Genomic DNA, 13,994 nt, shown 5'->3' on the forward strand with positions numbered 1-13,994 from the left:
AAATACGGAAGTTGCCCTACCGGATCTTCACCTCCTCCGTAGCGTTCACGAACAGTACGTTGCCGATCTCCTCGTAGCCAGCGAACAGATCGCCCTTCATGCGCTTGATGGCCTCGTCCCGGAAGCCCAGGATGACCAGGTCCGCCTCGCCCGACTTGCGGGCGATCACGCTGCGGGAGTCCGTATCGTCCTGCCGGCAGAGCACGTCGATGTTGTTGCGGCTGATGGGCAGCTGCCCCGTCTCGATCAGGTCGTACATCCGCTGCTCTTCCTCGACCAGCTTCGATTCCTCGAAGACGGCAAACAGGCGGATCTCGGCGTTCTTCCAGTCCGGGTGGCCGGTCATGATGTAGGCCAGCAGGATCATCAGGTTAGCACTCTCGTAGTGGGCGCGGGTGACCCATACGTGGATCGTCCGCTTCAACCCAAAGCCCCGCTCGGATAGCCCCAGGATCCCTATGTTGAAGTCGACCGACTTGATGAGCTTGAAGTTGTCGATGATGTTCTCCAGCCCCTCGCCGGTCTGCTTCGAGTACTCGAGCAGAAGCAGGTTATTCTCCGTGCCCGCGATGCCGGGAAACTGGATGATCTGCGCGATCGCCGAGGTGTAAGAGGGCGACACGATCGTGTCCACGTAGATCCGACTCTCGGTCGCCTCGGCCATGCGGATGATACGCTCCTTGGTCCGTGCCGCGTCCTCCGAGGTATCGTGGCTCAGGTAGCCGTTGATGTAGTGCAGGTAGGTGCCGAAGCTGTACTTCTGCGAGATCCACCGCAGGAAGTCGAAGGCCCCCAGCCGCGTGAAGGTGGCACTGCTCACCGCGATCGCACTCGGCCGCCAGGTCTGCTTTTCCTCCTTGTCCGCCTTCTGCAGGAAGATCTGGATCCGCCGGCTGATCTGGAAGATCACCCCCTGGAAGATCAGCGCCAGACTCCGCTTATCGGGGTTACTGTAGGCAATGTAGACGTACAGCAGACCGATCAGGACCACCGCCGCGGCCGCGTAGGTAGAGTTCATGAAGAACATCAGCCCAAAACAGGCCACCGCGCCGAAGAGCGAAACGTACCACTTGGAGCGGAAGGTAGGCCGGTAGCTGGGGTCGGCCGCAAAATGGTTCAGGAAGCTGATCAGGCAGAGCGAACCGTAGGTGACCATGAAGAACATCGAGATGATCTCCGCCACGCTATCCAGCGCGCCCAGCAGGATGAAGAAGGCCGCTAGTACCACCGTGATCAGACTGGCATTGTAGGGCTCGTTGGCCTTGCCCTTACCCCGGGCCAGAAACTGATTGATGCCCCGGGCGGGGAAGATATTGTCCGCCGCGATCGCCTGCAGGGTGCGCGGTGCCACCAGGATCGAGCCCAGCGCGGAAGAGATGGTGGCCGCCGCCAGTCCCAGCGGGATCAGCCACCAGCCCTGCCAGGCGATGTCGGCCATGATGAGGTTACTGGTATCGGCCAGGTCAGCGGGTGCGGCCGAGGAGGCCAGTTTCCAGGCCATGAAGCAGTATACGATCATACCCCCGATGGTCGCCGCCAGCGTACCTCTGGGAATGCTTCGGCCCGGATCGCGCAGGTCACCGGACAGGCCCACGCCCGCCGTCATCCCCGTAAAGGCCGGAAAGATGATCGCAAAGACCGTAAAGAAACTGATGGCCGGCAGGGCGGGGGATCCCGACTTAGTCGGGAGCGGCGGTGGAGCGGCCTTAGCCACCACGTTACTTCCCGGATAGTAAGCCGTATCGATGCCTGCGCCCAGTCGTACCTCGTCAGTCAGCTCATCGAGTATCTCCGCCGTCACCTCCGCATCCGCCGTGTAGCTGTTGAAGAACTCTACGGAGTGCTCGCGGGCGTAGTCCGTAGTGCCGGCAAAGAAGGCTACCAGCGCAAAGGCCAGCGTGGCCACCACGGTGTAGAGCACCTTGACGCCCAGGTCCGCTCCTTTAGTGAGAATAAGTAGGGTCAGCAGCAGCAGAGCTGGAATACCGATGGTCTGGGGGTAGCCCAGCAGGGTTTCGGCCCAGGGCAGTAGCACGTAGGTCTCCCGCACCCAGTCCAGCAGCGGCTTGAAGGCTTCGGTAAAGGCCATGATGTAGAAGGCCACCGAGATGGCCTGCGACATGAACAGTGCCATACCGATCGTGGAGCCGATCACCAGTCCGAAGCTGCGTGAAATAATATAGTACTCCCCGCCACCCTCGACTTTCTGATTGGTAGCGATCTCGGCGATGGCCATGGCCGTGGGGATGGTCACCGCGTGGCCGATCAGGATGATACCGATCGTACCCGCCAGGCCCACCATGCCCACCGCGAAGCCGAACCGCAGGAACATGATCGCCCCCAGGATCGTCGAGATGGCCGTGAAGAAGACCGGCGCGGTACCAAACTTTTGCTTGTCCATAAGGGGCTTAACCCGGCGTCTGCTCCTGTGGCTCGGCCAGGTAGAGGTAGTCGTTCAGAATAGACTGTACCTCCTGTAGCAGTTCGGTATTCTTGCTGGCTCCGAGTTGGAGCAGGAGTTGTTGGGCGATGACCTGCCCCTGTCGCTGCTCCATCCGGAACGAGCTCTGCGCCAGGATCTCCGGATCCAGTGATTCGTAGTAGCGCAGGCGTTCGGCGGTGTTCTGCGCCAGGGTCCTGATCACGTCGGCTACCCGTTCCGTATTCTCGCTGCGGAAGTAGGCATCCAGCATGATAAAGGCCTCGTAGTAGAGGGGGAAGTTCATGTCCGGGAAGGCCTCGAAGTACTTATCCCCCACCTGCAGGGCCCGCTCGGTATCCCCGCGCTGCATGAGCTCGTCCATCGTGCGCAGCATCACGCCGCGCATTGACTGGATAGCCGGGGCGTAGCTCGTGTTGACGTAGGTATCCTCGGTATCGAAGTTACCCCACTTCCAGGTGTTCATGATCAGGTCGTAGTTCTTGTCTACGTCGATGCCGCCGGGACCGATGTTCTGGTACCGCTCCACCTGCGAGGGCGTGCGGGTGGCCGTCAGTTGCAGGGCCAGTCCTTCGAGCTGCATGTAGTCTTCCAGACCCAGGAACTTCGAGGGGTTAGAGGTCACGGCAAAGTAGATGGGCCGGGTGTAGAAGTTGGAGTTGATGATATCCAGGATGGCCAGCTCGTCCTTCTGCATCGACCGTCCGTTGATCCGCAGGGGGATGTTCTGCACTACGGGCTTGCCGGCCGGCGTCAGCCAGGGGGCCTGCTTGAGTTTGTTGGGGTCCACGCGCAGACTCACGTTGCAGGTAGAGTAGGTAGTCTCGACTACCCGGCCACTGCGCTGATCCACCAGGTTCTTGTCCGTGGCGATCTCGTTCATGAAGGTCTCCAGGCTCACGGGTGGGGCCTGCTCGCAGCCGGTGCCCTGGGGGAGGGACGGATTGTAGAACTGTACGTTGTTGCGGAGTTTGCCACGGGTCTGATCCGCGGTGAGTTGCAGGTCGATGACCGGCGACTCGTTCATTTGGTAGCGCAGCAGGTCGATGTACCAGTCTACGGCGATCAGACTGAGGTTGACTACCCGCACGTCCGTACGGATGCCCTCCACCTCCTGGGCGTACCAGAGGGGATAGGTGTCGTTGTCGCCGTAGGTGAACAGGATGGCGTTCTCGTCCACCGACTCCAGGAAGTTGTGGGCGTAGTCGCGCGCCGCGGTGTGGCCCGAGCGGTTGTGGTCGTCCCAGTTCTGGGTCACCATCAGTAGCGGAGCGGATAGGGCCAGCAGCGTTACGCCGACGGCCACGGCAGGGCCCTTGGCCCGGAACTGCTGCTTGACGAACTCGTAGATCGCGGGCACGGCCATGCCGATCCACATACAGAAGACCATGAAGGAGCCCACCAGTACGTAGTCGCGTTCCCGCGGCTCGTTGGGCGGCTGGTTGGTGTACACGATGATGCCCAATCCCATGATGACGAACAGGGCCAGCAGGGCCAGAAACTCCTCGCCCCGCTTGCCGGAGTGCCAGAACAGGCCCAGCAGGCCGAGCAGGAAGGGGATCAGGAAGTAGACGTTGCGGGAGGGATCGTTCCTGAACCCGCTCGGCAGCTCGTCCAGCTCACCGAGCCGCAGCTCGTCGAGGAACTTGATGCCCGTGATCCAGTTGCCGCTGCTTTCGTCCCAGCTGTAGTAGCCCTGCTGCCCGTTCTGCCGACCGCTGAAGTTCCACATGAAGTAGCGCCAGTACATCCAGCCGATCTGGTAGTTGAACAGGAAGCGGACGTTGTCCAGCTGGTTGGGCCGGCCGGCGGGCAGGGGCTGAGAGGGATCCAGGCCCATCCAGCGCTTGTAGAGGTTGGGCCGCCCCTGGGTACCGTCGTACATGCGGGGGAAGAACATCTGCTTGTCCTTCTCGTACTCGGCGTCGATCTTGTAGTTGGTGTACTCGTACTTGCCGTCGACCAGGCCGTAACGATCGGTAAGCGGTGTAGCCACGATCTGGGCCTCGAACTGCGGACCGTACACCAGGCTCCGCTCCCCGTACTGCTCGCGGTTGAGGTAGGGCAGCAGACTGGTCACATTGTCCGGATTGTTCATGTTGACCGGCGTCTTGGCTTCGGCCCGGATCACCACCACGGCGATGACGCTGTAGGCGATCAGGATCGTAGCGATGCCCATGGCCGCCAACTGTACGCCCTGATCGTTGTGCTTGTGGGCGTAGCGAAAGGCCAGGTAGAGTAGCCCCCCGTAAGCCAGTAGGGTAGGTAGGATGCCGATGTGTACGGGCAAGCCGCTATTCACCATCCCGATCTCGAACCACTGCCACACGGCCGGTACGCCGATGATGACCAGCGTCTGGATGATGCCGATCATGAGCACGCCGCAGGCCGCAGCGGCAATGAACTGCGCCCAGCGGGGCAACTTGCGCCCCCCCAGAAAATACGTTGCACCCGCGACCGCGCCAATACCGATGATCTTACCGGCCAGACCGCCCGAGGTGAGCAGTAGACTGGCGGCGAACATATAGCCCACGATCTTGGCCACCCGCGTCAGGAACACCTGCCCCCGCTCGCGCAGGTAAAATAGCAGCGTGATGAAGGGCAGGGCCAGAATACTCAGCAGGTGAACGCCCGAGGAAAGGCCGATGCAGAAGATGCTGAACACCAGCCAGCGGTAGGCCAGGTAGTCCTGCGTGCGCGGCGTGGTGTAGTAGCGAATGGCCGCCCAGACCGTCATACAGGTGAAGAAGAACGACATGGCGTACACCTCGCCCTCTACGGCCGAAAACCAGACGGAGGTCGTGAAGGCGACCGAAAGCCCGGCCACCAGTCCGCTGCCGGCAATGGCGATGACCTGACCGCCGCCGATCTCGGCCCGCTCGTCGCGGCCGGTCAGCCCCAGTAGCGCCATCCGCATCGTAGCCCAGGAAATGAAGGTGGCCCCGAAGGCCGTGCAGAGGGCCGACATACCGTTGACGAAGGCGGCGATGAAGGCCGGATCGTCGCTCAGTAGCCCGCCCAGGCCGGCAAACATGCGGCCGATGAGCAGAAACAGCGGAGCGCCGGGGGGGTGCACGACCTGGAGCTTGTAGGCACCGAGGATGAACTCGCCGACGTCCCAGAGACTGCCCGTGCGCTCTACGCTGAGCAGCAGTACGGTAGCGGTGAGGAGGAAGACCACCCAACCGGTCAGCTGATGGAGACGGTGTAATTTACCCATGTGGCGGAGCTTGTCGTTGCAAACGGCGCAAAGTTACGCAATATTGGAGCGGCCTAGAGCCAGTCCGGTGCCTCGTCGCGGGTCTTGTCGGGGTGCGGCCGGTGGTCGTGATCGGCGGTGAAGTCCCAGTCGTAGGTGTCTAGCCCGCGGATGGATTCAGCCAGCAGACGGATGCAGTCGGCAATGTCCTGCTGATTGGCCATTTCGATGACCTGGTGCATGTTGCGCAGGGGGATGGAAATAGCCCCGGCGATGCTGCCCTTCTTGCCGTAGCGCTGTACGGCGGCCGTATCGGTGCCGCCGGCCGGCAGCAGTTCGAGCTGGTAGCTGATGTCCTTGTCCCGGGCCACGCCCTTGAGGTAGTTGACCATGCGGTAGTCAGAGATGACTGAGCCGTCGAGCACCTTGATGGCCGCGCCGCCGCCCAGGCAGGTGACGCGCTCCTGGGGTGCACCGCCGGGTACGTCGTAGGCGATGGTCACGTCGAGGCCGAAGCCGAAGTCGGGATCGATGTGGCTCACGCTGCCCATGGCGCCCCGCAGGCCCACCTCTTCCTGCACGGTGAAGGTGGCGTAGAGGTCGTAGGGGATGTCCTGTCCCTTCAGCTCGCGCAGTACCTCCAACAGGATGAATACGGAGACGCGGTTGTCGAGCGACTTACCGGTCACGCAGTGGCCGATCTCCACCAGCTCGCGCTCGCGGGTGATGGGGTCGCCGACGCCGACCAGCTTATCGACCTCCTCCTTGGGCAGGCCCAGGTCGATGAAGTAGTCCGTGATGGGCACCACCTTGCTGCGTTCGTCGGGCTTCATGATGTGGATCGGTTTGGAGCCCATCACGCCCAGCACATCCCGGCGGCCGTGTACAACCACGCGCTGGGCGGTGAGTGTCTTTGGGTCGAAGCCGCCCAGGGGCAGGAAGCGGATGAAGCCGTTGTCGTCGACGTGGTTGACGATGAAGCCGATCTCGTCCATGTGGGCGGCCACCATCACGCGCTTGGGCTGACGGCCCTTCTTTACGGCAATCACGTTGCCCATATTGTCGATACTGACCTCGTCGGCCAGCTCGCGTAATTCTTCCAGGATAACGTTCCGGATACGGCGCTCGAAGCCCGATACGCCGGGGGTTTCGCAGATCGTGCGAAGCAAAGCAAAGTTGTTCATAGGTGTTTATGTAGGGTATACTAGGTGCGGCGCCAAAACTAATGAATTGTTCGGACAACAATTTAATCTGCCAAATTAGCTCCTTCAACCCCTCAGCGTGACCCTACAAATAATAAAACCGGCTATACGCACTCTCCGGGCGGGGTCGCGGGTGCGGGTTGAATTTACTAGTAGGGTACAACGGATAGTACAACGTCTCCGTGGCACCTCCGTGCTATCCTCCGTGTCCCCTCCGTGTTGAGTCTACAAGCGCAGCGAGCATTCCTAACCCAAACAACTTCCCCCCGAGCCCCCCCGTTACCCCCTCAGCTACACCACCGACAAAACAACACAGCATATGGACCCCATCAAGATCCTCTGGGCCGACGACGAGATCGACCTGTTCAAGCCCCAGCTCCTGTTCCTGAAGAAGAAGGGCTACGAGGTCACTACCGTCACCAACGGCCACGACGCCCTGGAGGAGATGGAACTGAAAAAGGACATCGATATCGTATTCCTCGATGAGAGTATGCCTGGTCTCACCGGACTGGAAACCCTGAGCCGCATCAAGGAGCTACAGCCGTCCATTCCCGTAGTGATGATCACCAAGAACGAGGCCGAGGACGTGATGGAGGAGGCCATCGGCAGCCAGATCACCGATTACCTGATCAAGCCCGTCAACCCCTCGCAGATCCTGCTGACCCTCAAGAAGATCGTCGACGAAAAGCGGCTAGTGCGCGAAAAGACTAGCAGCGACTACCAGCAGGAGTTCCGCCAGCTGCTCATGCAGATCAACTCGGGACTGGACAAGGAGGAGTGGGTAGACATGTACAAGAAGATCATCGGCTGGGAGCTGAAGCTCGACGAGAGCAACTCCGAGCAGATGGGCGAGATCCTGGCCGTGCAGAAGCGGGAGGCCAACGCCGAGTTCAGCAAGTTCATCGAGCGCAACTACCTCGACTGGGTAGCCGGCGACGAGGCGCCCATCATGAGCCATAACCTGATGCGCGAAAAGGTCTTCCCCCACCTCAATAAGGAGCGCCCCACGGTGATGGTGCTGCTGGACAACATGCGCTTCGACCAGTGGAAGGTAATCGAGCCCTACCTGAGCGAGCTCTTCCGCGTGGAGGAGGAAGATTACTTCTACAGCATCCTGCCCACCGCCACCCAGTACAGCCGCAACGCCATCTTCGCCGGCATGTGGCCCGCAGAGATCGAGAAGCACTACAAGGACTGGTGGCTGAACGACTCCGAGGAGGGCGGCAAAAACAACCACGAAGCCGACCTGCTGGGCAAGCAGATCGAGCGCCTCCTGCGCCGCAAGGACATCAAGTGGGAGTACACTAAGGTGACCCGCACCAACTTCGCCCGGCAGATGCAGGACCGTGCCCTCGACTTTCTGAACAACGACTTCTCGGTCATCGTCTATAACTTCATCGACATGCTCAGCCACGCGCGCACCGAGATGGAAGTGCTCAAGGAGCTGGCCGGCGACGAAAAAGCCTACCGTAGCCTCACCCGCTCGTGGTTTGAGAACAGCCCGCTCTACGCTACCCTGCGCCGGCTGTCGGAGCGCGACATCACCCTCATCGTCACCACGGACCACGGCACCATCCGCGTCAACACCCCCAGTCGGGTGATCGGCGACCGCGACACCAGCACCAACCTGCGCTACAAACTGGGCCGCAACCTCCAGTACGAGACCAAGGACGTGCTCGAAGTCCGCGAGCCCAAGGAGGCTAAACTACCCCGTCCGAACCTGAGCAGTAGCTTCATTTTCGCCAAGGAGGACAAGTTTTTCCTCTACCCCAACAGCTACAACTACTACAACAATTACTACCGCGACACCTTCCAGCACGGGGGCATCAGCCTGGAGGAGATCATCTGTCCGGTGATCCGGTTGCGGACTAGGTAGGGGCTCTGCGATAAATGACTACGATGTACGACGCGGTAATTATCGGCTCCGGGCCGAACGGGCTCAGCGCCGGCTGCTACCTGGCCCGTCAGGGGCTGCGTGTGCTCATCCTGGAAGCCCACGCCGAGATCGGTGGCGGCACCCGCACGGCCGAACTTACGCTGCCTGGCTACCGGCACGACGTCTGCTCGGCGGTGCACCCCTTCGGCTACCTCTCGCCCTACTTTCAGGAACTGCAACTGGAGCGGTACGGACTGGAGTGGGTCTTCCCCCGGGCCTCGGTGGCTCACCCGCTGGACGGGCAGGACGCGGTCATGCTCCACAAATCGGTCGCCGAAACCGCCGCCGGCCTGGGTACGGACGAGCGGGCCTACCGCAAGCTGCTACAGCCGCTGGCCGAACACGTCGACTGGCTGATGGAGGATGCCCTGGGTCCGCTGGGTATCCCCGAACACCCGCTCTTCCTGGCCCGCTTCGGGATGCGGGCCGCACTGCCCGCCACCCTGTTTTCCAAGTTGGCCTTCCGCGGCGAGCGGGCCCGGGCGCTCTTTGCCGGCTGTACCGCCCACAGTGTGCTGCCCTTCGATAAGTTTTTCACTACCGCCCTGGGACTCACCTTCCTGGCCTCCGGTCACGCCGTAGACTGGCCGGTAGCCAGGGGTGGCTCCCGGGCTATCTCCGGGGCCATGCAACGCTGCTTCGAGGAGGCCGGCGGCGAGATCCGGCTGAATACTCGCGTGGAGCAGTTCTCCCAGCTCCCGCCGGCCCGGTCCTACGTATTCGACACCAACCCGCACCAGCTCTCCGCCATCGCCGGTGATGAGCTACCCGGCACCTACCGCAGGCGGCTGGAGAAGTTCGTGTACGGCCCCGGCGTCTTTAAGATCGACTACGCCCTCGACGGGCCCATCCCGTGGACCGATCCGCGCTGCCGCGACGCCTCCACCGTACACCTGGGCGGCACCTTTGCCGAGATCGCCGCAGCCGAAAAGCGGGTCTGGCAGGGCAAGCACGCCGAACGCCCCTACGTACTACTAGCCCAGCAGAGCGAGTTCGACGGCACCCGCGCCCCCGCCGGTAAGCACACCTGCTGGGCCTATTGCCACGTACCCAACGGCTCGACGGTCGACCAGCGGGAAACCATCGAGCGACAGATCGAGCGTTTCGCCCCCGGCTTCCGGGACCGCATCCTGGCCCGCAGCAGCATGAACGCCCCGGCCTTCGAGCAGTACAATCCGAACTACGTAGGCGGTGCGGTCACCGGCGGTGCGGCGGATATCACCCAGCTGTTCACCCGTCCCGTTACCCGCATCGATCCCTACAGTACGCCGAATCCGAAGATCTTTATCTGCTCGGCCTCCTCGCCGCCGGGCGGGGGCGTGCACGGGATGAATGGGTACCATGCGGCGCGCAGCGTGGTGCGCACATTGGCCTAGCCCGCTTCCCGGTCCCTTCTTGTAGGTGTATAAGGGCGCTGCGTATCGCTGTTGGGTCCCCTTGTTAGCATTTCGGTACTGACGTGCATGAGGTATGGGGTGGTTTCCAATCAGAAACCAAATCCACCCCCACAACATGTAATTTGCACCTCCCCCGACGTTCCTACCCCACATGACAAAGGCCTTTCTTCCCGTCCTCCTTCTGCTGGCCACGGCGCTGCCCGCCCAGCTGCGCCTGCTCGTAGCCGGTAATACCGCCGATGCCGGAGCGGACTTTTACCCCGCCCTGCAGACCCGCATCCGCAGCGGGGAAGGACCGGCTACGGTGCTGTTTGCCGGAGACTTCTTCCCCGAGTGTACGGAGGCGATGCTGGCCTACGACAAGAAGAATGGCAACGGCGATCTGGCCTTTCCTACGGTAGCTCCGCTGCTGGCGCTGATCCGGGCCAATCCGGAAACGGAGTTCTACCTGATACCGGGCGACCGCGACTGGGACAAGTCAGGACCTGAAGGGCTAGACTGTGTGAAGGCCCTCGAAGACTACCTCGAAGATCGGAAACTGGACAACCTGCACTGGCCGCTGGATAAGGGCTGTCCGGGGCCGGACTTGGTGCAGCTCTCGCCGACCGTGCTGCTGATGACGCTCAATACGCAGTGGTGGAACCACCCCTACACCAAGCCCGTGCCCGCCGACGGCAACTGTGACTTCGCCGATCCCACCATCGCGCTGGACGAGATCATCAGCGCCATCGAAGAGAACCAGGATGAGAACGTCATCATCGCCGGCCACTTTCCGCCGCGGTCGCAGGGGCGCTACGGGGGCAAGTTTCCGGCCCGCGATCATTTCCTGCCGCCCGTGATCGGGAGTTTCCGCCTGTCGTGGCGACAGAACGTCGGTACCCCGGAGGAGCTCACGAATGCACGCTTTGATCAGCTGGCCAGTAAACTCAGCGACTACAACAGCCAGTTTCAGGGACTGGTATTCGTCGGTGCGCAGGACCACAGCCAGCAACTGCTGCAGTTCGGCCGCAACCACGTCCTCAACGCCGGTGCTCCGAACGACGGACGCTGGGTGGCCAAGCACAAACCAGCCATCCACACGAGCCGGGAGGCCGGCTTTACGGAGCTGACCTACGCGGTGGACGGTAGCGTCACCTACCGCTACATCCATCTAGCTGACCAGGCCGTCGCGCGGCAGGATACCCTGTACCGCGCCCCCTGTGCTGCCTCCACTTCGGATAGCATCCCTTCCAATCCGGCCTTCCCGCCCTGCGGCATCGACTCACTGGCCCTCAGCGACATCGCGCGGACGGACTCGACCAGTCTGCTGCTCGCTCCCGGACCGCAGTACGCCCGCAACGGCTTCGGGGAGCTGTTCCTAGGTGCGCACTACCGCGATCTGTGGGTGACCCCGGTGAAGGTGCCCGTGCTACGGCTACCCGACCGCAAGGGGGGACTGGAGCCCGTACGCCAGGGCGGCGGACGGCAGACAACCAGCCTAAAACTGCGGGCGGCCGACGGGGAGAGCTACGTCTTCCGCTCGGTAGACAAGGATCCCTCGGGCACCTTCAGCTACGAGATCCGCAATACGCTGGTCGGTGATGCGGTGCGCGATCAGACCTCCAGTGGCCACCCCTACGGCGGACTCATCATCGCGCCCCTGCTCGACGAGATCGATATCCTGCACGCTACGCCGAAGTTGTACTCCCTCTCACCGGGGCCGGGGCTGGGCGACTTCAACCCCACCTTCGGTAACCTGCTCGGCACCCTGGAGATCAAGCCCCAGGGCGATAAGCCGAAGAAGGGCGAGCCGGGCACCTTCGGGGCGGACGACGTGCTCAAGAGTTTCGAGCTCTTCCGAGCCCGCTACGACGACCAGGAGGTGCGGATCGACTACGACGAATTTCTGCGCGCCCGGCTGTTCGATCTGCTGATCGGTGACTGGTCCAAGCACGAAGACAACTGGAAGTGGGCCGAGTACGAACGCGGCGATACCCTGCGCATCCGCCCCATCCCCCGCGACCGCGACAACGCCTTTTCCCTCATGGATGGCCTGTTCCCCTACCTGGCCTCCCGCCGCTGGGCGGTGCCCAACCTGGAGCACTTCGGCTACCGCCGGCCGGACATCCGCAGCCTGACCTTCCAGGCCCGCCACATGGACCGCCTGCTACTGAGCGGGCTCGACCGGGAGGCCTACCGGCAGCAGGCCCGGATCATCCAGGATGCCCTCACCGATGAGGTACTGACCGCCGCCGTTGGACAAGTGCCCGCACCGGCGTCCGCGCAAGCAGAAACGAACCGCCGCTACAATGAGGAGGAGGCCGAGCTGCTGGAAAAACTGAAGGTGCGCCGCGACGAACTGCTCGACTACGCCGACGACTACTACGCCCTGGCGGCACGGATCGTGGACGTCGTCGGCACCAACGACGAGGAATCCTTCCTGCTCAGCGCCGAGGCCGACGGCCGCCTCACCGTGACCGTCACCGACCTGAAGGGGAAGAGCGAGGGGCAGGTGCTGTACCAGCGCACCTTTCTACCCGGCGAGACCCACGAGGTGCGGCTCTACGGACTGGGCGACGACGACACCTTCATCACCCGGGGCAGGGTGGGGGACCGCATCCGCGTACGGCTCGTGGGCGGACACGGCGAGGATACCTACGTGACGGCCGCGCCGGACGACACGCCGCAAAAGGTGCTGGTCTACGAGCGACAGCCGGAGGGTACCGCCGCCGCCAAGATCCCCGGCATGCGGCGCGTGCGCAACTGGCGCGACGAGCTGTACTACTACGACCGCACCGCCTATAAGTACAATACGCTGGTGCCGCAGGTGGGCGTAGGCCTCAATGGCTACAACGGGGTGCAGGCGGGACTGGGATTCACCTACACCCGGCGCAGCTTCACGCGGCGCGACTTCAGTGCGCGCTACCGGGCGTACGCCGAGATCAGCTCGCTGGGCAACGCGGTGTTGACGGCCGGCGCGGAGTTCGGTCAGGTGATCCGCACGGTCGATGCCGTGGTGAATACCCGTCTGGGTCGTCCCGATCTGTACAGTTTTTTCTACGGACTGGGCAACAATACGGTGCGCGACCCGGAGGTCGACCGCAACACTTTTAACCTGGTCCGCCTGCAGCACTTCGACGTGGAGGGCGGGCTGCGGCAACGCTTCGCCGGGCGCAGCTACGTGCAGCTACTAAGCGGCTTCCAGAGCAACGAAACCATGGATCGGGAGGGTACCGTCCTGGACCAGCCCGATCGGGTCTACGGCGACGGCGACCTCACCTTCACCTACCTGGCGCCCGCCGTGGTGCTCGACCTGCGCGACCATCCGGTGTTCCCCTCCAAGGGCGTCATGCTGGAAGCCAGCCACAAGCAGGCCTTCGGCAGCGGTATGGCCGAGGACTTCGGCGTGAGCCGGGTGGCGGCTGAGATCCACGTGAGCACGCGGCGCTTTCCGATCTCACTGAGTCTGCGCACGGGCTACGCGAACAGCACGGGCACGGCCCCCTTCTACGAGCTACCGGCCCTGGGCCGCGACAACGGACTGCGGGGCTTCCAGCGCAACCGCTTCGTGGGCGACGGCTACGTATTCTACAACGTCGAATTCCGCACGCCACTGGCCCTGGTGCGCAGCCGCATCGCGCCCTTCGCCATCGGTATCCGGGCCTTTTACGACCGCGGCAAGATCCTGGGCGACTACGCCGGGCCGCGCGATTTCCACGATTCTTACGGGGGCGGGGTGTACCTCATTCCGCTGTCGCGTTCCTTCACCTTCAGCCTGATCGCCGGCTTTTCGGAGGAGGAAACGGCGCTGATCCAGTTCGGCCTGGGCACCAACTTTTAA

General features: G+C 62.6%; 6 protein-coding genes. 3 read left to right on the forward strand and 3 right to left on the reverse strand.

The features are described from left to right. Positions 1-16 precede the first annotated feature (16 nt). The 3 genes from MJQ68_RS00840 to MJQ68_RS00850 are packed head-to-tail and all read right to left on the reverse strand — an operon-like array spanning position 17 to position 6,823. Complete coding sequence (locus tag MJQ68_RS00840) at positions 17-2,401, reverse strand: APC family permease (RefSeq protein ID WP_238749075.1); 2,385 nt, start codon at positions 2,399-2,401, stop codon at positions 17-19. Between the two features lie 7 nt (positions 2,402-2,408). Continuing rightward, on the reverse strand, positions 2,409-5,660 hold the full coding sequence (locus MJQ68_RS00845) for a glycosyltransferase family 117 protein (protein WP_238749076.1): 3,252 nt from the start codon (positions 5,658-5,660) through the stop codon (positions 2,409-2,411). A 53-nt stretch (positions 5,661-5,713) separates the two neighbouring features. Beyond that, complete coding sequence (locus tag MJQ68_RS00850) at positions 5,714-6,823, reverse strand: M42 family metallopeptidase (RefSeq protein WP_238749077.1); 1,110 nt, start codon at positions 6,821-6,823, stop codon at positions 5,714-5,716. 337 nt (positions 6,824-7,160) lie between these two features. Here MJQ68_RS00850 and porX point away from each other — a divergent pair, with 337 nt between their 5' ends. The 3 genes from porX (at position 7,161) to MJQ68_RS00865 (ending at position 13,994) form a co-directional block, all read left to right on the forward strand. Then, positions 7,161-8,717 (forward strand): T9SS response regulator signal transducer PorX, encoded by a 1,557-nt coding sequence (porX, locus tag MJQ68_RS00855; protein WP_238749078.1) that lies wholly within the window; start codon positions 7,161-7,163, stop codon positions 8,715-8,717. A 23-nt stretch (positions 8,718-8,740) separates the two neighbouring features. Beyond that, positions 8,741-10,153, forward strand: a complete 1,413-nt coding sequence (locus tag MJQ68_RS00860; RefSeq protein WP_238749079.1) for a phytoene desaturase family protein — start codon at positions 8,741-8,743, stop codon at positions 10,151-10,153. Between the two features lie 172 nt (positions 10,154-10,325). Beyond that, positions 10,326-13,994 carry a BamA/TamA family outer membrane protein gene (locus MJQ68_RS00865; RefSeq protein ID WP_238749080.1) on the forward strand — a complete coding sequence of 1,223 codons (3,669 nt, stop codon included), beginning with the start codon at positions 10,326-10,328 and terminating at the stop codon, positions 13,992-13,994.

It is taken from the genome of Neolewinella maritima (assembly GCF_923081025.1).
GTDB classification, from domain to species: domain Bacteria; phylum Bacteroidota; class Bacteroidia; order Chitinophagales; family Saprospiraceae; genus Neolewinella; species Neolewinella maritima.

Coding starts and splice junctions, on each gene's coding strand:
- MJQ68_RS00840 (WP_238749075.1), bottom strand. CDS start 2,401: ATGGACAAGCAAAAGTTTGGTACCGCGCCGGTCTTCTTCACGGCCATC.
- MJQ68_RS00845 (WP_238749076.1), bottom strand. CDS start 5,660: ATGGGTAAATTACACCGTCTCCATCAGCTGACCGGTTGGGTGGTCTTC.
- MJQ68_RS00850 (WP_238749077.1), bottom strand. CDS start 6,823: ATGAACAACTTTGCTTTGCTTCGCACGATCTGCGAAACCCCCGGCGTA.
- porX (WP_238749078.1), top strand. CDS start 7,161: ATGGACCCCATCAAGATCCTCTGGGCCGACGACGAGATCGACCTGTTC.
- MJQ68_RS00860 (WP_238749079.1), top strand. CDS start 8,741: ATGTACGACGCGGTAATTATCGGCTCCGGGCCGAACGGGCTCAGCGCC.
- MJQ68_RS00865 (WP_238749080.1), top strand. CDS start 10,326: ATGACAAAGGCCTTTCTTCCCGTCCTCCTTCTGCTGGCCACGGCGCTG.